Genomic DNA, 20280 nt, shown 5'->3' with positions numbered 1-20280 from the left:
AGCTCAGCCCTTCAAACCGGAGGTAGCGAGCCCCTCGATGACCTTGCGCTGCATGGAGAAGAACAACACGAAGATCGGCGCCATGGCCATGGCGGAGGCAGCCATCATGAGGTTCCAATCGGAGGTGTGCTGGCCTGCGAAGGTCGCGATGCCGGCGCTGAGCGGCATGTTCGACTCGCGGGTGGTCACGATCAGCGGCCACAACAGGTCGTTCCAGCTCCACAGCACCGTCGTGATGGCGACGGCGAACAGGCTGGGCTTGACCAGCGGGAACATCACCTTCCAGAACACCTGCCAGGGGTTGCAGCCGTCCAGGCGTGCCGCCTCCTCCAGCTCCTTCGGCAGCGACATGAACGCCTGCCTCATCAGGAACGTCCCGAAGGCCGAGAACAGGCCCGGCAACACGATGCCCCACGGGGTCTCCAGCAGGTTGAGGCCCTTGATGATCTGGTACTGGGCGATCAGGAACGCCTGGCTGGGAATCATGAGGATCGCCAGCAGCAACCCGAACAGCACGTTGCGACCCTTGAACTGCATCCGGGCGAAGGCATAACCGGCCATCGAGCACAGGATCAGCTGGGCTCCCGTGCGGAGCGCGGTGATCAGGAACGACGTCCAGAACTGCGACAGGAAAGGAATCCTGGCAAGGACCTCCGCGTAGTTGCCCCACTGCGGTGAGGCCGGGAGGAACTGCGGGGGCACCGCCTGGATCTCGGCGTTCGTCGACAGCGACATCAGCACCTGCCACACGAACGGGAAGACCATGGTCAACCCGCCGAGGGTCAAAACGATGTGGGCGGGCAGAAGGCGGCTCTGCTTGTGCATGCCCTTGCGCGGTCGATCAGACATAGTGCACCCACTTCTTCTGTCCCCAGAACTGAATTGCCGTCACTACGCCGACGAGCGCGAGGATCAGGATAGAAACCGCGGCCCCGGCCCCCCGGTTGTTGTTGATGAAGGCCTCCTGGTAGAACAACGAGACCAGCGACCGCGACGAGTTGGCGGCGGGATTGCCTGCGCCCAGCATCGCGTAGAGGGCATCGAACAGCTGGAACCCGCCGATGGCCTGCATGATCGTCAGGAAGAAGATCGACGGCGTCAGCAGCGGGACCGTGATGCTCTTGAACTGGTGCCAGGAACTGGCCCCGTCAATCTGAGCCGCCTCGTAAAGTTCCTTCGGGATCGCCTTCAGGCCTGCCGAGAGGATGATGACGTTGAACCCGATCGACCCCCAGATCCCGAAGATCGCGACAGCCAACATGACCACCCCGGGGGTTGACAGCCAGTAGGGCGGGTCCGATATCCCGATGGTCTTCAGCATCTGGTTCAACAACCCGAAGTTGCCGTTGTAGAAAAGCCGCCACACCTGCACGATCGCTACCGGCATCGCCAGGTAGGGCATGAAGAACAACACCCGGTAGACGGCGCGTCCCTTCAAGCCCGGAAGTTCCAGCAGCGACGCGATCACCACCGAGATCGGCACAGCCAACAGCACCACGGCTGTGTAGAAGAGGGTGTTGATCATCGCGGAGGGAAAATCAGGGCGGGAGAAAAGGGAGGAATAATTGTCCAGCCCGACGAACTTCTGATCGCCGCCGAAGGCATTGCTCCTGGTCAGCGACGTGTACAAATTTCCGATGATCGGAAAATAGTAGAAGATGAGGACGCCGAGCATCAGGGGCCCGATGAACAGCAGGGGCCAGGCCCCTGCCGACATCGGGTTGACGCGACGTCGCCGGGAGTACGATGCCTTCGCTCCGTCACTCCTGTCGACGGTCATTTTCGTTTACTCCTTCACTCCTGGCCAAGCGCCGTGTTCATCTCGGCGGCCAGTTTCTTGCAGCCCTCCTCGGCGGTCACCTTGCCGGTGAACACCTCGCTGAGGTTGGTTTCCTTGTCGGCCCAGGCGGAGGTGTTCTTCGAGACCGGGTAGGGCACCGCGTAGGTCTCTGCGGCCTTGGTGAACACGTCGATGTTCCAGCTGGGGGCCTGTTCCAGCCACTTGGCCTGGGTGCCGCTGAAAGCCGGGATCGCGGTGCCGTTGGCCGCTTCGGTCTCAGCCGCCGCCTGGCTGCTGAACGCCCTGACCACCGCCTTGGCGGCAGCGAGGTTCTTCGACTTCGCCGAGGCGACGTAGGCCAGACCATGGATGATGGTGGCCTGGGTTTCTTTCTTCGGCAGCGGGACCACGACGACCTCGTCGCCGGTGAACTGTCGACGCAGTTCCTTCACCATCCAGGAACCTGACCAGAAAATACCGGCTTGACCGTTGAGGAACTGCTGCTTCGCGGGGGTGTCGGCGAGAACCTGCATGTCAGGCATCGAGCCGTCCTTGACCAGATCCGCCCAGTACTGGACGCCCTCAATGCTCTTCGGATCGTCGAAGCCCGACTTGCCGTCCTTGATGACGTATCCACCGGCCTGGTGGATGGTGTTGTAGTAGCTGGACTGCGCGTCGTCGAGCCCCACGACCACACCAAACCCGGCCTGGGCATCAGCGATGGCCTTGGCTGCGGCGTGATGCTCTTCCCACGTCCACTCCCCGGTGGGCACCTGCACCCCGGCCTTGGCGAAGATCTCCTTGTTGATGAAGCAGGCGATGGTGTCGTAGTCCTTCGGGACGCCGTACTTCTTGCCCTCCACCGTGTAGAGATCCACCAGCGCCTTCGGGTACTTGTCCCAGGCGACGTCCTTGAGGTCGTCGATCTCGGCGAGCATCCCATTGGAGGCGTAGAGCTGGATGTTGGGTCCGTTCATCCAGAACACGTCGGGCAGCTGGTCGCCCTCGGCCTGGGTGCGCAGCTTGGTCCAGTAGTCCTTGTAGGCCGCCACCGAGGGGGTGATCGTGATGTTCGGGTACTCCTTGGTGAAGGCCTGGATGTTGGCCTCGACGGTGGGGGCCTGGTTCTTGTCCCAGTAGAACAGGGTCAGCTCAGCTTTGGTGTCCTTGCTCAGCTCCTCGCCGGATTTCTCCTGTCCAGAACAGGCCGACAGGGTGGACGCCGCTCCGAGCACCGAGGCGGCTGCCAGAAAGGTGCGACGCTTCATCGGATTCTCTCCTTTTGATCAGTGGTCACTTGACCTGGTTGTTGGTGAAGTAGGTGACGATGTCCGGGTCCAGCTCCGGGATGTCCCGGGGAGAAGAGCCGTTGCGGAGGGAATCGGTGGCGGTGATGGCCGCAGCGACGGCATACCAGGCGCCCAGCGGGGACGTGTCGGTCGGGGTGCCGTCGGTGATGAAGGAGACGAACTCGCTGATCGTCAGGACGTCGGCGTCGTCATGTCCCTTGTCGTCGCCCTTGATCGGGAACCGGGCGTCGCCCTCAGGGTCGTAGAGGTGGCGCCGATTCCACAGCTTGATGTGGCCACCCTCGTAATCACCGAAGTTCTCGATGCGACCCTCCGTGCCGATCACGGTGTAGTTGCGCCAGTAGTCGGGGGTGTAGTGGCACTGCTGGTAGGAGGCGAACAAACCCGATTCCATCTGCATCAGCATCATCGAGATGTCCTCGACGTCCACCACCGGGTTGAGGCCCTTCTGCGACAGCGGCGGCCAGTTCTCCATGTCGAACCAGTCGCCCAGCAGCTGCCCGGAACGATCCTGGCGATCGGTGATGCGGTCGTAGAGGGTCAAGCCACCCATGGCGGTGACCTGTGTGGTGTGAGAATCGGCCAGCCAGTGCATCACGTCCAGGTCGTGGGCGGCCTTCTGCAGCAGCAGACCCGTGGCGTGTTCGCGGGTGGCGTGCCAGTCCTTGAAGTAGTAGTCGCCGCCGTTGCCGACGAAGTGACGGCACCAGATCGCCTTCACCTCGCCGATGGCGCCGCGGCGGATCAGGTCTCGCATCGAACGCACCACGTCCATGTGCCGCATGTTGTGCCCCACGTAGAGCTTCGTTCCGGTCTCGTAGGCGGTGCGCAGGATCTCGATGGCGTCGTCCATGCGGGTCGCCAGGGGTTTCTCGACGTAGACGGGAATCCCGGCCCGGAGCAGCTCGCAGGTTATCTTCGCGTGGGTGTCGTCGGGGGAGGTGACCAGGGCCGCATCGATGCCCTCGGCGATCAGCTCCGTGACGTTGCGCGTCAGTTTGATATCGCTGCGACCGAGACGCTGTGGGAGACGTGCTTCCGCATCTGGGTGCGGATCAGCGGCGGCGGTGATGCGGCAGTTGAGCCTCGGGAGCTCGAAATGTTTGGCGATGTCGGCCCGGGCTCCCACCCCGACCACGCCGATACGCAGCGTGGCGCGCTCCGAGGCCGCCGGTTGTGCCATGGACATTGGCGAATGGATTCCTCTCGCTGTGATTCTCGTGATGTGGCCGATTTCCTTGGGAATCGGAATCAGCCGGGTGGACTCGCCGAAAAGAGCGGTCCTGGCCTCCCGGAGGGCGAGCGACAGAGCACCGACGATTGCGGCTCCCTGCCCGAGCCGGGAAACCTGGAGGTTCAGCTCGGCTGCACTCGACTCGCGGTTGATGCGCAGGTGATCGATGATCTCGGCGAGGATGCCCGGAGACTCGCGGTTCGGCAGGGACAAAACGATGCATGCGGGATCGAGGACCGCAGAGACGGTTCCGATGCTCTCCGCCGCGCGCGCCAGGTTCCCCGATGCCGGACCGGACTCGTCGATGATGCGCAACCCCACCTCGCCCGCGTTGTGTCGGTTTCCCCGGTGCAGCTCGCCTCCCATGACGAGGCCGGTGACGATGGCCCGCGACAGGGCGATCAGGAGGAGGTCATCGGTGGGCTGAAGGGAACCATCGCCACAGCGCAGGGCGAATTCCCCGAAGGCGGAGGCGTTCACGTCGTTCTCGATCCGCACCGGCAGGTGCAGGCGTTGCGAGAGTTCGCGACCGAGGGCGAAACCCTCCCACTGGGGGACAGCATCGCTGCGCATCAGGCGACCGTCGAGGTCCACGGTGCCGGTGGTGGAGACGACAATCGCCAGCGGCGGGCCCGCGGTGCCCTCGGTGATGTGTTTGCTGATTAGGTCCAGCAGGGTGGTGAACCGGGCCGAGGAATCCACGCTGACATCGGACCTGTGGTCGGTATCGATGATCTCCCCGTCGAGGCGGGCGACCGCCAGCAGCGCGCTGCGGTGGAGGAGGTCGACGCCGATGACCACCCCGGCGTCCTTGCGGGGAGCCCAGGTTTCGGCGGGGCGACCGACGTTGCCCTCCGCTCCCTGGGGGGCGACCAGGCCCAGCTCCGTGAGGGAATCGAGCAGGGTGGTGATGGTGGGACGCGACAGGCGGGTCCGTTTCATCAGCGAACTGACGGTGGCGTTCGGGTGTGCGACGAGGGCCTCGTAGACGCCGGCCAGGCGGCCTTGCCTACTGTGGTGAATGCTTGCGGGCATCAATGACCTCGTTTTCTCAAGATACTTTCGTAAGTATCAAGCTGAACAAATCGAGGGTAGAGGGGAGAGGGGTAGATAGTCAAGAAAACAATTAAAGTGAGGGTTTTCTCTGGATATGTCTCGACCGCTGGTGTTCGTTCCGCCTGCGTATTTTTCCCGTCAAATGGAAGTTTTCGTCGCGTTTCGTGGAAGATTCGGCGAATGGTGTGAGGTGTCCCTGACGCCTTGCAGTGAGTGGGCAGGGAGAGCGCACTGTGGCTTTCCGGCCAGGGAAACAGGATCAGCGGCTTTGGTCGGGTGTCGTGATGGTGCGGTGTGACGGCGTAGCATGACCGCATGTCAAAGCGCCTGCCCGACGAGTATTTCCGGCAGACCAACTCTGAATCCTCTGACGTGCGTGCCACCGCGTCGGGTGACGGGTCATCCGCTTCCATGGGCAGCGGGGAACGCAGGCCCCACTGGGTCTCGTTGCGCCTGGTGATCGTGAGCTGCGTCGCGGCGGCGCTGGTCGGGGTCATAGGGACGCGGCTGATCATGCAACCGGAAAGCGAGAATTCCTTACCGAGCCCCAGTCCGTCGGTCACCAGCAATCTCGACCTGACCCCGTATGACGGGGCCGTGGTTTCCATCGCTGCCGCCCGAGCCACCGGGGAGTGCTCACAGGACCGACAGGACCGGGCCTCTGCGCTGGTGGACGCCCGGGCCGAGACCGCCTGGCGCTGCCCCGGTGGTGGGGTCGGGGAGGCGGTCACCTTCGGTTTCCTGCCCGGAACGGAACTGGTCGGGGTGCGCATCATCAACGGGGACACCACCGATGAGGCCTACCGGAGGGGTCGCAAGATCACGGCGGTGCGCTGGACCTTTTCCGACGGCTCCTGGACCGTGCAGCCGCTCGACATCAGCCAACCGGGGGCCCAGGAAGTGCGATTCCCACCCAGCGTCACCGACGAGGTTCTCATGACGGTGTTGTCCACCACCGACCCCGAAGGTTCGGAAACTGAGGCCAACGCTGTCGTCGTCTCCCGCGTGGAGTTCCTGGGCCGCGGCTGAGGGGTGTCACGTCAGCGGACCCGCTGGTCCCGCGTGTGCCCTGCCTGCTTTATCGGTGGGGTCACTCCCAGTTCGCGGTGTCGATGAGGATGGTGACCGGGCCGTCATTGACCGAGGTCACCTGCATGTCGGCCCCGAACCGACCGCGTTCGACGGTGGCGCCGAGAGCCTCCAGCTCGCTGGCGAGGGCCTCGACGATCGGCTCAGACACCGGCCCCGGGGCGGCCTTCGACCAGCCGGGACGGCGTCCCTTCCGGGTGCTGGCGAACAGCGTGAACTGGCTGACCACCAGAATCGGGGCGTCGACGTCGCTGGCCGAGAGCTCGTCGCGCAGGATCCGCAGCCCCCAGATCTTCGCGGCCAGGGTCTTCGCCGCCGCGGCGTCGTCGTCGCGACCGACGCCGGCCAGCACCAGCAAACCGGGGCGAGGTAGCTCGCCCACCACCTCCCCGTCAACGGAAACACTGGCGGAGGACACCCGGGTGATGACAGCACGCATAGGTGCTGTCTACCACGTTGTCCGGTGAGTGACAGGTAGGGTTGCGGTTCGTGGGAATGATCACTGCGTGGGTGCTCGCGGTGGCCGCCGCCGGGATCGCGGTCGCCGCGCTGGCGTTGGCTGCAACCAAGCTGCTGCGCGGGTTCAAGGGACGAAAGGACTGAGCGTGGAGGGTTTCCAGAACATCGACATCGAGGTGCCGGAGGGTCTCAATCCGGAGCTGGTGGCGCTCGGATGGCTCGTCGGCGTGTGGGAGGGCTCCGGCAACGGCACCGACCACGAGGGCAACGATTTCACCTTCGAGCAGCGCATCGAGTTCACCCATAACGGCGGTGCCTATCTGTTCTACGTCTCCCAGGTCTTCGGCATGGGTGAGGACGGGAAGTTCGATCAGCCGCTCGGCATGGAAACCGGTTTCTGGAGGCCGAAACGCGACGCATCCCTCGAGGTGACACTCACGAACTCCGACGGCTGGACCGAGGTGCTGGTCGGCAAGATCCAGGTGACTCGCATCGACCTGCTCACCGACGCCGTCGTGCGCACCGAGGGTGCCGCCGTCAGCCACACCTCCGGGCAGCGGCTCTACGGCAAGGTGGAGGGCGATCTGATGTACGCCCTCGACCGCTCCACCGCCGACCACGATCTGCGACCCCACATGTGGGCGCGCCTGGCGAAACAGTGAGCGCGATTCTCGTCGAGGACGGTGTGGATGCCGGTCTCGTCTGGCACCACGGCAACCCGGTCGCGGAGGCGCGCGCCATCGAGGCCGGGGAGGCGGTGGTGGACCTGTCCAACCGCGACGTCCTGGAGATCACCGGGGCGGACCGGCTTGGCTGGTTGCACTCGCTCACCTCGCAGCACCTCGAATCCCTCGAACCAGGCAGCTCCGTCGAGGCGCTGGTGCTCTCGCCGAACGGGCACGTCGAACACGTCCTGGCCGGCGTGGACGATGGGACGCGGATGCTGGCCTGGACCGAACCGGGACGCGCCGCCGCGCTGGTGGATTTCCTGACCTCAATGCGTTTCACGATGCGGGTGGAGGTGCGTCCCCGCGACGACCTGCGCTTGGCCTGGGTCGGCAACGACGTGGAGATCCCCGGCGAGTGGATTCACCGCCCCGCGCTAGGGGGCCGCGAGGTGTTCCGTCCCGCGGATGCGCCACTGCCCGAGGGTAGGCCCGCCGGGACCTGGGCCTTCGACGCGCACCGGATTGCCTCGGGAACACCGAGGATCTTCGTCGACACCGACGCCCGCACCATTCCCAACGAGATCGGCCTGTTCGGCACCCATCTGGACAAGGGCTGCTACCGCGGCCAGGAGACGGTGGCGCGCGTCCACAACCTGGGTCGTCCGCCCCGTCGTCTGACGCTGCTGCACCTCGACGGCACCGCTGAGGCGCTGCCCGCCGTCGGGTCCGCGCTGGAGGTGGGCGGCAGGTCGGTGGGGTTTGTCGGCTCCTCCGCCCGCCATCATGAACTGGGACCGATCGCCTTGGCCCTGGTGAAACGGGCCACCCCCCTCGATGCCACCCTCACCGTCGACGGGATCGCCGCGGCCCAGGAAGTCCTCGTCGACCCGGAGGTGGGTCTGCACTTCCGCGCCACCCTGCGCTGAGGCTCAGGCCTCGCGTACGAGACACCCGCGCGGCGTTTCGAATCCGGGCGCAGCGAAACGACTGAACGAGGTTCTCGTGACATGCTGGGACAGCGAAGCGGGTCAACAGGGTGATACGGAAGGTGGGACATGGGTATCGATGTGCTGGTCGTGGGATCCGTGAACGAGGACATCGTGGTGTCCGTGGAGCGGCTCCCGGGCCCCGGGGAGACGCTCCTGGCCTCCGAGTTCGCGCTCTCGTGCGGCGGCAAGGGGGCCAATCAGGCCGTCGCCGCGGCCCGCGACGGGGTTCGGGTCGCAATGGTCGGTTCCGTCGGCGATGACGATGCAGGAGGTCGCCAGGGTGCGGCCCTTGACGGAGCGGGCCTGGACACCCGGTGGTTGCGGCGGCTGACCGGCGTTCCCACCGGCACCGCATTCATCCAGGTGGATTCGCGGGGGGAGAACACGATAGTCGTCGTCCAGGGAGCCAACGCCCACGTCACTCTTCCGGTCGGTGACGTCGAACCCCGGGTCGTCGTGACGCAGAACGAGATACCACCGGCTGCTCAGCAGGAAGCGGTCGCACTCGCCGCCCGCACCGGGGCGCGGCTGGTGATCAACGCCGCCCCCGCGCCCGAGAGCCCGCCACCCTGGTACGGCGCCGCGGATCCCCTCGTCGTCAACGAACACGAGGCGGCGCAGCTGACGACCTCGGATGAGACCGGTGCCGAGCTGCTCCGCCGGCTGCGGGAACGAACCGGTGCCCGGAGCGTCGTGATGACCCTCGGGGAACGCGGTGCTCTTGTCGACGACGGAACCGAGGTGCACGCGATCCCGCCGGTGGTCGTGGAGCAGGTCGTCGACGCCACTGGAGCGGGGGACACCTTCGTTGGTGTCCTGGCGGCTCGTCTGGCTCGGGGCGACGCGGTGGTGGCGGCGGCCTCTGCGGCGAACAGGTGTGCCGCGAAGGCCGTCACGTGGTCGGGGGCCCGCCCACCCGCCGACTGAGCGAGCAGCCGGCGAGCGGGCGTTTCTCCGAAGGTGGTTGAGCAGATCCACGAGCGTCCGTGAACAGGTCTCGGGGCAACCGATTTTTCTGCTCGTGGCGCCCTGAACGGGTCAGAGAGCGGCGATGGCCGCCTCGTAATTGGGTTCTGTCGTGATCTCAGGAACCAACTGGCTGTGAACCACGGTGCCCTTCTCGTCGACGACGATGACGGCACGGGCCAGGAGCCCCTCGAGGGGACCGCTGATCATGGTTACCCCGTAGTCCTCGCCGAAGGTGGTGCGGAAATCGGATGCGACCGCCACATTCTCGATGCCCTCGGCGCCACAGAAACGTGCCTGCGCGAAAGGCAGATCACGCGAGATGCACAACACGGTGGTGTTCTCCAGCCCCGCGGCACGCTCGTTGAAGGTACGCACGCTCATGGCACAGACCCCCGTGTCGACGGAGGGGAAGATGTTGAGGATCAACCGGGAGCCGGCGAAGTCAGCGAGGGTGACGGGGGACAGGTCGTTGCCCACCAGCGAGAACTCCGGGGCCTTGGTGCCGACGGTGGGCAACGAACCGTGGGTGTGAACGGGGGTGCCGTTCAGGGTGATATCAGTCATGCATGAATCATTGCCGATCCCGGCCCCGATTCAAAGGAAAACGGACGCGGGAGGTGACCGAGTGGGCGACGTGCCAAGCTTGGTGCATGAATCAGAACCTGCGTGAATTCATCGACATGGTGCGCAACGAGGGCTACACCGTTGGTGATGTTCACGGCGAGGACCAGTACCTCATCGATCCGCTCGGTGATGCCGTCGAGACCTGGCGCGACAAATACCCCTACGACACCCTTCTCGGGCGCGACAGGTACGAGGCAGAGAAACGTCAGCTGCAGATCGAACTGTTGAAATTCCAGTACTCGGCTCAGGACAATGGCACCAAGCACATCATCTTGTTCGAGGGGCGTGACGCCGCAGGCAAGGGTGGGGCGATCAAACGTTTCACCGAGCACCTCAACCCTCGTGGAGCGCGGGTCGTTGCTTTGACGAAACCCACGGAGAAGGAACGTGGACAGTGGTACTTCCAGCGTTACATCGAACACCTCCCGACCGCCGGGGAGATCGTGCTGTTCGACCGTTCCTGGTACAACCGTGCCGGTGTGGAGCGGGTGATGGGTTTTTGCACCGACGAGGAGTACCGCATTTTCATGAGGCAGGCGCCGCTCTTTGAACGGATGCTCATCGAGTCGGGGATCACCGTGACGAAGCTGTGGTTCTCCGTCACTCAACGGGAGCAGCGCACCCGGTTCGCGATCCGGCAGCTCGATCCGGTGCGGCGGTGGAAGCTCTCACCCATGGATCTCGAATCCCTCGACCGCTGGGAGGACTACACCCAGGCGAAAACTGCCATGCTGAAACAGACCGACACCGAGATCGCACCGTGGTACCGGATCAAGTCCAACGACAAGAAACGTGCCCGTCTCAACGCCATGCGCCTGTTCCTCGACCTTCACGACTACGACGGCAAGGACCCGTCGATGATCAAACCCACCGATCCGCTGATCGTGCAGCGGGGTCGTAAGAAGTGGGCGAAGAAGAACGCCGACGGTGAGATAGTCCAGTCCGATGAGAACGAGGACTGACGGTTCCGGGTGGTGGTTCCGATCGCCGTCGGGAGTGGCCACCGCCCACGAAAGTGCAATGATCCCGGCCCGGCATCTACCATGAGTCGCAGGAGGTGAAGATGAGCGACAACCAGCGGCCCGCGGCGGGTCAGGAAATGCCTCCGCAGTCGTCGAAGGGAAGCAACGTCGGTCTGATCGTCGTCCTCTTCCTGATCCTGGGGTGCGGCTTTGCTTTCGGGTTCTGGTGGATTCTCCGGGAGGGACAGGGTATCGCTGACCCCGCGGCCACCACGCCTGTGGAGTCGCCTGTGCACACAGAACACACCCTCGTTCCGGAGACCAGCGCTTCCAGCGCAACGGCGACGATGCCCACACAGGCGAGCGGCACGCCTATCCCGACGCGTACGGGCAGCAAACAGGTGGTCCCCGTCATGCCGAGGAAGTTCGGCGATTTTGAGACCAAGAATGCCGCGGATGGCAAGGACTCCCTCGTCACCTACTGGACGGCGAAGAGGGACAAATTCTTCATCATCGGCTACATGCAGGGAGGCTCGGTCGAAGCGCAGACCAAGGACCTGAAGGAAGTGCGAACCATCGGGAAGACCGTCTGCGGAACCAACGAATTCAAGGGATACGAGTGCTTCGCCCAGGTGCACGGCGGCGTCGGGAGGACCACGATGGGTCCGGGCGGAACGCTGGAAGAATTGGCGGAGATCAGCAGGGCCTTCTACGAAGCCTGGAAGTGATCGGGTCGGGCCCAAGACCTGGGGACACTCGCGTCAGGGAAGAGCGACCAGGGTCTCGACCAGGCAAGCCAGGGGACGCAGCCCGTGGTCGTTGATGCGCTGGGAGTTGGCCGACGGGGTGATCCCTTCGAGTTTCGCAGCTGTGGCGTTGTCCTTGCCTGCCCGAAGATGCACCCAACTTCGTCGGACCCCCGGGTTGAGGGAGGCCAGTGCGGCATCGACCATGCGAAGTGCGGGATCGGTGAGGGGATTCGCGACGGCGCGGGTGTCGATTAGCGCGGTACGGGAGGTACGGTTCCCGGGTTGCCGGGACAAGGCCTCCGCGCGTTCGATGGCCTCCCGGGCCTTCCACCAGGCCGACCCATCCTGGATGCCACGTTTCGCGTCGATGACCTGCACGTCCCCGCCGCCCAGGCCGCAGCGCACCTCCGCGGTTCCCAGTAGTTCGTCGCGCAGCATCAACATCGCCGCCACGGCCTGCCCGAGGGTGGCGTAGACGCCCTGGATCTCGTCGCCGACGGTCACGCGCAGCGGATCCAGGGGCGGATGGGCTTTGTTGCAGGCGGCGATGGCTTTCAATAGGGCCTCGTGAACGCGCGCCCGGTCGGAGTCCCGGGAACGCACCACGTCTCCCAGGAGAGCCACGCATTCAGGAAAACCCTTCATATGAAAGATCTTAAGGGCTACCCTTCATTACTCTCTTCTGGGGGGCGTGGCAGGCGCCGCGACTTCGCCAGTCCCAGGATGTGGTCCCTCAACAGCGTGGCCGACGGCAGCATGCGTCGACCGGTCGCCCAGCTCAGCCCTATCTCCCGGAAGGCATCGTCCTCCGCGAGGCGCTGTAGCCGCACCCCGGCTCTGAGGCGACCAGGGGCCAGCGCCACCCCGAGCCCTGCCGCGACGTAGCCGTAGAGCGTGGGGAGGTCGTCGGCGACGAGTCCCGCCGTGGGTTCGATTCCGTGACGAGACAGCAGGGAGTCGGTGACGACCCACAGTTGTGAGGTCTTGCGCATCGTGATGAGGCATTCCCCGCCGAGCCGAGCGAGGGGGATGGGGGCGGTGTCGGCGGCGAGTGGATGTCCCTCGGGCAGCAACAGGCGGAGTGGTTCGCGCAGCAGTCCGCGCCAGTGGTGGGCTCGTCCGTGAGGCCTGAGCGTGGTCAGTTCCAGGTCGATCTCCGATCCGGTCCCGGTGGCCGGGGTGGTTTCGTCATGCCTGGCGCTCAGCTCCAGCTGCACGTCGGGGTGCTTCTTCAGGAAGCCAGCCGCGATCCCGGGCACTAGCCACTCCCCAAGCGAGTGTGGGAAGGCTACGGTGACCACTCCTGATTCCGGGTCCATCAGCTGGGCAACCTCGGCCAGGCCGTCGTCGAGCTGGTGGAGCATCGCGTCCACGTGGTGCTTGAACGTCGCTCCGGCGCGGGTGAGGCGCAGGACGCGCCCCTCGCGCCGCAGCAGGGGGGCGCCCACCTCCTCGGAGAGCCTGGCCAGGGCCCGCGAGACCCCGGGCTGGGAGGTCCACTCCAGCTCGCTCACCTCGGTGACGGTGGCGCCGTCGGCAACGAGCTGAAACCAGCGGAGAACGTTCGTATCCATATTTATAACCTAGCCGCATGGATTATCTTACAAACAAGTATTGGACGCATGGGATATCACGACGCAGCATGGAGTCATGAGCATCCGTAACTTCCTCAACCGTTTCCTCGACTCCGAGTTCGGTGTCTACCCCGCCACCCGCGGCGCTGTGGTCGTGATGCCGACCCTGACGGCTCGTCCCGCCATCATCCATACCTCCGAGACCTCCGAGCACGCCGAGGTGAGCTGGCCCGGACGTGACTGGGCCACCGCCCACTGACCCCTCGATTTTTCTCTGCCGGGCCGGATCGTGACATGCGAACCGGCCCGCAGCTGTGTGTGAGATTGGTTGAGCCGGGCGGTGAGGGGCGCGCGGCCCGCGCGAAGGATTCGACACGGGCCGTCTCCGATCACGGCACTCGCGGCTCCTCCTAGCCGCCCCAGCAAGTACGCACGCCGTATTCGACGTTCTTCACCGTGATGCCCGGTGCGGGTGAGCCGGTGACCAATTCGGTGCCAGTAGCAAGGTAGCCCGATGGTTCGCGTCCCTCCCGCACCTTCGCAACGATTGCCTCGACACCCTCGCGTGCCATGTTCTGCGGGAATTGCATGGCCGTGGCGTCGATGTCTCCAGGGCGCACCGAATTCTTCATGGCCTCGCAGCCACCGTCGACGGCGACCACCACGGTCTTCGCCAGATCCTTGCCCGCCGACTTCAACGCGTCGACGGCGCCCTGCGCGGCGGGTTCGTTGACCGCGTAGACCACGTTGATGTTCGGGTTCTTCGTCAGGGCCTCCGTCATCGCCTGCTGTGCCAGGCCCCGATCTCCTTCGATGTTGGCCTGTTCCACCACCCAGCCCGAGTCGGCGGGGATGTTGAAGCCCTCCTGGAAACCGGCGCTTCGATTCTCACCCGAGGTGATGCCGGGTGAAAGGTTCAGCATCATGATCTGCGGGCTCAACCCGAGTTCGTCGCTCTTGGCCCGGGCGTAGCGACCGATCAGTTCCCCGGCCCGCTTGTTGTCGGTGCCGAAGTAGGCGTTCGTGGTCTCCTGCGGCTCCATGGGGGTGTCGAGGGCGATCACGGTGACGCCCTTGTCGCGTGCGGCCTGGATCTCGGCGGCCAGGGCGGTCGAGTTCGTCGGGGTGATGAGGATGCCGTTGACCCCCTTGTCCACCATCTCCTTCAGGGCCGTGCGCTGCGCTTCAACGTCGACGTCGCTGCTGCCCGTCGCAGTGGTGAGGGTGGCCCCGGCCTTGCGGGCCGAATCCTCGGCCACCGTGCGCAACGTCACCCAGTAGGGATTCGTCTCCTGTTTCGTGATGAGCCCGATGCTGACTGGTGGCCGGTTGTCGGCGCAGGCCCCCAGGGCGGCAGTGATGCCGACGGCCAGGGTGGCGGCCAGCCACTTCGACAGGGTTTTCATGATGCCTCCTTCCGGGTGCGGAGCATGTCGTAGGCGGCGTAGGCGGCCACGAACGCCAGGCACACGGCTGGCACGACGAAGCCGACAGCCGATCCGGCGACGTCCATCACGCGGGCCTGGACCATCGGGATCAGGGCGCCGCCGAGGATGGCCATCACCAGGCCCGCGGAACCGAACTTCGCGTCGTCTCCGAGGCCCTTGAGGGCCATGCCGTAGATGGTGGGGAACATCAGCGACAGGGCCGCCGAGATACACACCACCGCGATCAAACCGACGATGTTCAACACGAGAATCGAGGTCAGGCAGCACCCCACCCCGAAGAGCGCCATGATGAGCAGCAGCACCGCCGGCCGCACGATGCCGAGCACGAAGACCATCACGAACCGGGCCACCAGGAACAGCAGCAGACTGCCCTGCAGCCACCAGCCGGCCGCCTCGGGGGATGTGCCCACCACGTCCTGCGCGTAGATGATGGTGTAGGTCCAAGCGCAGGTCTGGGCGGCCACGTTGAAGAACTGCGCGGCCACGCCGTAGCGGTACAGCTTGTTGCCCCACAGACGTCCGAAACGCCCGCTGCCTCCCTCGGGGGCGGCTTCCTGCGGGGGCAGGGGAAGTCGGCGGAAGGCGATCAGCAGCCAGATGACCACGAGCGCCACCGCGATGCCGAGATAGGGGCCGAGCACCAGACCGAGGTCGGCCTCCTGCGCGGCGAGGGCCTCCTCCTCGCTCATGATGGACTTCGCGGTCTCGGGAGTCAGGTGCGGCAGGATCAACACCGCGCCCATCAGCACACCGAGGTTTGCGCCGATCGGGTTGAAGGCCTGTGCCAGGTTGAGTCTCCGGGTGGAGGTCGCCTCGTCGCCCATCGCGATCACCAAGGGGTTCGCGGAGGTCTCGAGGATGGACAGCCCCGCCGCCAGGGTGAACAACGCCAGCAGGAACATGGCGTAGGTGAGGGTCTTGGCCGCCGGGAGGAACAGGAACCCCCCGATCGCGGCCAGCCCGAGGCCGGTCAGCAGGCCGGCCTTGAAGCCGAATCGTTGGTTGATCATCGCGGCCGGAATCGCCAGCAGGAAATAGGCGCCGTAGTACGCGAACTGCACCAGCGACGACTCGAGGATGGTCATGGTGAAGATGCTCCGGAACACACCCACCAACACGTCGGTCAGGTTGGCTGCCGTGCCCCAGGCGGCGAAGCACAGCAGAAGCAGCAGGAATGGAACACGCAACTCCTTTGCTACCAGCGCAGGGCGTTGCTGGGTTGACGGGGCGGCCATGTGACCTCCTGTTTCCGGGCGTCGTCGCCCTGTAGGGTTCCGTCAGTCTAACTCCGGTCAGGGACGTTTTCCCATGGTCTGGTGGAAATTCTGGTCCATGAAATTGTCGGTGCTGGGTGGGAAGCTGGTGACATGGAGACGTACTCGCGGGTCGCGGTGGTGGTGCTGGGTTTTCTGCTGGCCACGGCGGCGGGCACACCGGTGGTGCGCGGGTTTTTCAGGCTGGTGGACTGGCAGACCCGGCGTGAGGCCCAACGACGTGAGGCCGCCGAGGAGGGGGAGGGCGGTCCGGAACTGATAGATCTCCGGCTGGTCAAGGCCGAGAAAGAGCTGCCCGGAGGGCGCTGGATTGGGTTGCTCGAACGCGCCGCAACCTATGCCTGCATCGTCGCGGGTTTCCCCGCCGGGATCGGGGTGGTGATGGTGGTCAAGGGATTCGGTCGCTACCCGGAGCTGCGTACCCCCGACACCGCCAAGAGCGAGCGGTTCATCATAGGAACCCTCGCCAGTCTGCTGTGGGCGTCGCTGTGGGCGGGGGCAGTGGTGGTGGGTTTCTCTTTCACGGCGGGCTGAGTCGGCTCGGAGAGTGGAGCTGATCCGTGATGTCTGATGTGTTGGGCCCTCGGGAAACCAGGTCCAACAGTTGTCACGGCGGTTCGGCAAGCCGTGTTGAAATGTGCCAGAAATAAACCGAAAGGTGTTCGTGTCGCTCACGATGCCATGGCAGGCGTGTTCGTATGGGTGAGAATGTATTCATCATGGATCAAGCGGTGCGCGTGAACTTTCTTTGAGACGTGTCGTGAGCCTCAAAAAGTGTGGTCAACCCCGAACTTTGTTGACGGGGTATGACGGTCGGTGTGGGTGGGGTTGGAGGGTGTGAAGATGGCCGTGAAAAGGTTTCATTGCATCACCGGGATAGCAAGTTTTTCATGGCATTTCCGGGTTTCTGGTACGCCCCTTCCCGGCTGTGCGTAGCATCCGGAACGCAACGCCTTCAGGCGGCGGCATGTCCATGGAATCCGAGCGCCGGTTCCTGGAGGCGTGCACACGGCCTGGTGGTTGAAATTTCTACTGAGCGTGAGTGTCGATGTGTCGTGGACTGTACCCCGCGCTGTCGGCTTTCCTCTGCTCTTCTGCGCTGTCCTTGAAAGGCGTGACACTCCATTTCGTTAATTCTCTTCTTTGTTTCGCGGTCTCGTGGTGTTTCTTCCAGAAGGAGGAAGTTCGGCTGGTGGCTCCGGGAAGTGTGATCCATTGCATCGTGCAATGAGGCGAGAACACCGCCTCGGCGCTACCCCTGAACCGAGTGTGTAATGTACTCTTCGGCTGTTCATTATGAGGGGGAGGAACCATGCCGGAAATCATCGTCAGTGCCCATGCCACAATGCCGCGTGAACGGGGCGATCAGGAGAGTTTCTACGCGGGACTGGCGGAGCGAGATCTTGCGACGGCGCTCGAGATTCCCTATGCGGATTCCATTCATGAGGATCCGGCTTGGTTTGCAACCCAAGTCCGTGGCCGATTTCGGCATGGCGTCGTCACGGCCCTTCCCGGCACGGTGAGACGCCTCGCCGATGATCCTGCCTTCGGACTGGCCTCCACCGACGACCAGGGGAGGCGGGCCGCCGTCGAGTGGATCACCGAGGTGCGGCAGGCAGCTGAGGATCTGAACCAGCTGACCGGGGAAGAAACCGTCTCGTTCGTTCACGTCCATTCGGCCCCGGGGATGAGGGCATCTGCTGACGCCTTCCATCGTTCCCTCGCCGACCTGGAGGTCGACGACAGGTTCCGGGCGGAGATTGTGATCGAGCACTGCGACGCCTACTCGCCGATCTTTCCCGGAGACAAGAGATTCCTCAGCCTCATCACCGAACTTGCTGTCGCCGATGACTGTGGATTCGCGATCAGCTGGGGCAGTTCCGCCCTCGAATGGCAGAATCCCGACCGCCCCCGCCAACACGTCGAGATCCTCGCCGAGGCCGGACGGCTGCGCGGCCTGGTGTTCTCCGGTGTTGCGGCCATCGACACCCGCTGGGGAAGGGCGTGGACGGATCTTCACCTTCCTCTGTCCATCGACGAGCCGACCTCGCTGATGACCCCGCAGCGTGTGACCGACTGCGTCTCCAGCGCCGGCGACCGGGTTGCCTACCTGGGTGCAAGGGTCAAGGCCCCGGCTGGGGCCAACGTCGAGACCAGGCTCAAGGTCGTGGCCTCTGTGGTCGACCTGCTGAAACCCCGGGACTGAGCTCGGCGCGGTTCAACCGGCTTCGAGAAGAGACGCGTCAGCTGCGTTTCAGGCGGGCTCGGTCCTTCTGGCCCAGCACCACCTTGCGGATCCTCACCACCGCGGGGGTGACCTCCAGGCATTCGTCGGCGGCGCAGAATTCGAGTTGCTGTTCCATCGACATCAGGCGCGGCGGGATGAGGCGCTCCAGTTCCTCGCCGGTGGAGGAACGCACGTTGGTGAGCTTCTTCTCCTTGGTGGGGTTGACGTCCATGTCGTCGGGGCGAGGATTCTCGCCGACGATCATGCCTTCGTACACCTCGGCCCCCGGGCCGACGAACAAAGTGCCCCGCTCCTGCAGGTTGAACAGCGCGTAGGAGGTGACCACGCCGGTGCGGTCGGCCACCAGGGAACTCGTCGGGCGTGTGCGGAAGTCCCCGGCCCACGGTTCGTAGCCCTCCGCGACGTGGTTCATGATCCCGGTCCCGCGGGTTTCAGTCAGGAACTCGGTGCGGAACCCGATCAGGCCGCGCGCCGGCACCAGGAATTCCATGCGCACCCAGCCGGTGCCGTGGTTGACCATCTGCTCCATGCGACCGCGACGCAACCCCATCAGCTGGGTGGTTACGCCAACGAACTCCTCGGGGGCATCCACGGTGAGGCGTTCGATCGGTTCGTGCACCTTCCCGTCGATGACCTTCGTCACCACCTGCGGTTTGCCCACGGTCAGTTCGAAACCCTCGCGCCGCATCATCTCCACCAGCACCGCCAGCTGCAGCTCACCGCGGCCCTGCACCTCCCAGGTGTCGGGACGGTCGGTCGGTTTCACCCGGATCGAGACGTTGCCGATCAGCTCCTGCTCCAGCCGCGCCTTCACCAGCCGAGCAGTCAGGTGCTTGCCCGACCTGCCCGCCAGCGGGGAAGTGTTGATGCCGATGGTCATGGAGATCGACGGCTCGTCGACGTGGATCAGCGGCAGCGGTTTCGGGTCGTTCGGATCAGAGAGGGTCTCTCCGATGGTGATCTCCGGGATGCCCGCGATGGCGACGATGTCGCCGGGACCGGCGGACTCTGCCGGGACGCGCTCCAGGGCCTCGGTGACCAGCAGTTCGGTGAGTTTCACGTCCTGGACGCTGCCGTCATGACGGCACCACGCCACCTGCTGGCCGCGTTTCAGCTCACCCGCCACCACTCGGCACAGCGCCAGCCTGCCCAGGTAGGGGGAGGCATCCAGGTTCGTCACGTGTGCCTGGAGGGTAGCGCCCTCCTCGTAGGAGGGGGCGGGTACGTGTTCCAGGATCGTCTCGAACAGTGGTTCCAGGTTCGGTGAGTCCGGCATCTCGGAGTCGGCGGGCTGGTTCAGGGATGCGCGCCCCGCTTTCGCGGAGGCGTAGACGATCGGGAAGTCCAGCGCGTCGGAGGCGTCGTCGTCGAGCAGGTCCATGAACAGGTCGTAGGTCTCCTCCACCACCGCGGAGATCCGGGTGTCGGAACGATCCACCTTGTTGACCACGACGATCAGCGGCAGCTTCTTCGCCAGGGCCTTGCGCAGCACGAACCGGGTCTGCGGCAGCGGACCCTCGGAGGCGTCGACCAGCAGCACCACGCCGTCGACCATCTCCAGGCCCCGTTCCACCTCGCCGCCGAAGTCAGCGTGGCCGGGAGTGTCGATGATGTTGATGGTCACATCCCGACCGTCGGACATCCGGTGTCGCACGGCGGTGTTCTTCGCCAGGATCGTGATGCCCTTCTCGCGTTCCAGGTCCATGGAATCCATGACCCGTTTGTTGACGTCGGCGCCCTCCCGGAAGGCGCCCGACTGCCACAGCATGGCGTCAACGAGCGTCGTCTTCCCGTGATCGACGTGGGCGACGATCGCCACGTTGCGCAGGTCATGACGGATGGGCATG

Annotated in this window: 20 protein-coding genes; 9 read left to right on the top strand and 11 right to left on the bottom strand. The window is 64.8% G+C overall.

Going from position 1 to position 20280, the window contains the following annotated elements; all coding sequences use genetic code 11:
• Positions 1-3 precede the first annotated feature (3 nt).
• The 4 genes from V7R84_RS12415 to V7R84_RS12400 are packed head-to-tail and all read right to left on the bottom strand — an operon-like array spanning position 4 to position 5359.
• On the bottom strand, positions 4-849 hold the full coding sequence (locus V7R84_RS12415) for a carbohydrate ABC transporter permease (protein WP_338569503.1): 846 nt from the start codon (positions 847-849) through the stop codon (positions 4-6).
• Positions 842-1780: a sugar ABC transporter permease gene (locus V7R84_RS12410; RefSeq protein ID WP_338569500.1), complete on the bottom strand. Its 939-nt coding sequence runs from the start codon at positions 1778-1780 to the stop codon at positions 842-844. Before V7R84_RS12410 ends, V7R84_RS12415 begins: the two co-directional genes overlap by 8 nt.
• Before the next feature lie 14 nt (positions 1781-1794).
• Positions 1795-3048 carry an extracellular solute-binding protein gene (locus tag V7R84_RS12405; protein ID WP_338569497.1) on the bottom strand — a complete coding sequence of 418 codons (1254 nt, stop codon included), beginning with the start codon at positions 3046-3048 and terminating at the stop codon, positions 1795-1797.
• A gap of 25 nt (positions 3049-3073) precedes the next feature.
• Positions 3074-5359: an ROK family protein gene (locus V7R84_RS12400; protein WP_338569496.1), complete on the bottom strand. Its 2286-nt coding sequence runs from the start codon at positions 5357-5359 to the stop codon at positions 3074-3076.
• Positions 5360-5695: 336 nt separating this feature from the next.
• Here V7R84_RS12400 and V7R84_RS12395 point away from each other — a divergent pair, with 336 nt between their 5' ends.
• Positions 5696-6409, top strand: a complete 714-nt coding sequence (locus V7R84_RS12395) for an NADase-type glycan-binding domain-containing protein (RefSeq protein ID WP_338569494.1) — start codon at positions 5696-5698, stop codon at positions 6407-6409.
• A gap of 61 nt (positions 6410-6470) precedes the next feature.
• Here V7R84_RS12395 and dtd read toward each other — a convergent pair whose 3' ends face one another.
• Entirely contained in the window at positions 6471-6908 is a 438-nt protein-coding gene (dtd, locus tag V7R84_RS12390; protein WP_338569492.1) for a D-aminoacyl-tRNA deacylase, read from the bottom strand.
• A gap of 166 nt (positions 6909-7074) precedes the next feature.
• Here dtd and V7R84_RS12385 point away from each other — a divergent pair, with 166 nt between their 5' ends.
• From V7R84_RS12385 to V7R84_RS12375, 3 genes are all read left to right on the top strand, one after another.
• A complete protein-coding gene (locus V7R84_RS12385; protein WP_338569490.1) occupies positions 7075-7590 on the top strand; it encodes an FABP family protein in 516 nt (171 codons plus the stop codon).
• On the top strand, positions 7587-8522 hold the full coding sequence (locus tag V7R84_RS12380; RefSeq protein ID WP_338569487.1) for a folate-binding protein: 936 nt from the start codon (positions 7587-7589) through the stop codon (positions 8520-8522). Before V7R84_RS12385 ends, V7R84_RS12380 begins: the two co-directional genes overlap by 4 nt.
• 129 nt (positions 8523-8651) lie before the next feature.
• The gene (locus V7R84_RS12375; protein ID WP_338569486.1) at positions 8652-9512 is read left to right on the top strand and encodes a ribokinase; all 861 of its coding nucleotides are present in this window, start codon (positions 8652-8654) and stop codon (positions 9510-9512) included.
• A gap of 111 nt (positions 9513-9623) precedes the next feature.
• Here the strand turns inward: V7R84_RS12375 and tpx are convergent, their stop codons facing one another.
• Complete coding sequence (gene tpx / locus V7R84_RS12370; protein ID WP_338569484.1) at positions 9624-10118, bottom strand: thiol peroxidase; 495 nt, start codon at positions 10116-10118, stop codon at positions 9624-9626.
• Positions 10119-10204: 86 nt separating this feature from the next.
• On the opposite strand from tpx, the gene ppk2 reads away from it, so the two are divergent.
• Positions 10205-11140 carry a polyphosphate kinase 2 gene (ppk2, locus tag V7R84_RS12365; RefSeq protein ID WP_338569482.1) on the top strand — a complete coding sequence of 312 codons (936 nt, stop codon included), beginning with the start codon at positions 10205-10207 and terminating at the stop codon, positions 11138-11140.
• 101 nt (positions 11141-11241) lie between these two features.
• Positions 11242-11868 (top strand): hypothetical protein, encoded by a 627-nt coding sequence (locus tag V7R84_RS12360; RefSeq protein WP_338569479.1) that lies wholly within the window; start codon positions 11242-11244, stop codon positions 11866-11868.
• Positions 11869-11901: 33 nt separating this feature from the next.
• Here the strand turns inward: V7R84_RS12360 and V7R84_RS12355 are convergent, their stop codons facing one another.
• Together V7R84_RS12355 and V7R84_RS12350 are read right to left on the bottom strand one after the other, a co-directional pair.
• The gene (locus V7R84_RS12355; RefSeq protein WP_338569477.1) at positions 11902-12534 is read right to left on the bottom strand and encodes a SatD family protein; all 633 of its coding nucleotides are present in this window, start codon (positions 12532-12534) and stop codon (positions 11902-11904) included.
• Between the two features lie 17 nt (positions 12535-12551).
• Positions 12552-13463, bottom strand: coding sequence for a LysR family transcriptional regulator (locus V7R84_RS12350; protein ID WP_338569474.1), 912 nt, complete (start codon positions 13461-13463; stop codon positions 12552-12554).
• Between the two features lie 76 nt (positions 13464-13539).
• On the opposite strand from V7R84_RS12350, the gene V7R84_RS12345 reads away from it, so the two are divergent.
• A complete protein-coding gene (locus V7R84_RS12345; protein WP_338569471.1) occupies positions 13540-13722 on the top strand; it encodes a hypothetical protein in 183 nt (60 codons plus the stop codon).
• Between the two features lie 151 nt (positions 13723-13873).
• Here the strand turns inward: V7R84_RS12345 and V7R84_RS12340 are convergent, their stop codons facing one another.
• A complete protein-coding gene (locus tag V7R84_RS12340) occupies positions 13874-14869 on the bottom strand; it encodes a substrate-binding domain-containing protein (RefSeq protein ID WP_338569470.1) in 996 nt (331 codons plus the stop codon).
• Complete coding sequence (gene fucP, locus V7R84_RS12335; RefSeq protein ID WP_338569469.1) at positions 14866-16146, bottom strand: L-fucose:H+ symporter permease; 1281 nt, start codon at positions 16144-16146, stop codon at positions 14866-14868. Before fucP ends, V7R84_RS12340 begins: the two co-directional genes overlap by 4 nt.
• Before the next feature lie 132 nt (positions 16147-16278).
• On the opposite strand from fucP, the gene V7R84_RS12330 reads away from it, so the two are divergent.
• Both V7R84_RS12330 and V7R84_RS12325 read left to right on the top strand, forming a co-directional pair.
• Positions 16279-16719 (top strand): hypothetical protein, encoded by a 441-nt coding sequence (locus V7R84_RS12330; protein ID WP_338569466.1) that lies wholly within the window; start codon positions 16279-16281, stop codon positions 16717-16719.
• 778 nt (positions 16720-17497) lie between these two features.
• Positions 17498-18391, top strand: coding sequence for a DUF4862 family protein (locus tag V7R84_RS12325; protein ID WP_338569464.1), 894 nt, complete (start codon positions 17498-17500; stop codon positions 18389-18391).
• Positions 18392-18428: 37 nt separating this feature from the next.
• Here V7R84_RS12325 and typA read toward each other — a convergent pair whose 3' ends face one another.
• Positions 18429-20279 (bottom strand): translational GTPase TypA, encoded by a 1851-nt coding sequence (typA, locus tag V7R84_RS12320; RefSeq protein WP_338569462.1) that lies wholly within the window; start codon positions 20277-20279, stop codon positions 18429-18431.
• Position 20280 lies beyond the last annotated feature (1 nt).

It is taken from the genome of Arachnia propionica (genome assembly GCF_037055325.1).
Taxonomy (GTDB): Bacteria; Actinomycetota; Actinomycetes; order Propionibacteriales; family Propionibacteriaceae; genus Arachnia.
This window is presented reverse-complemented; position numbering and strand designations above follow the sequence as displayed.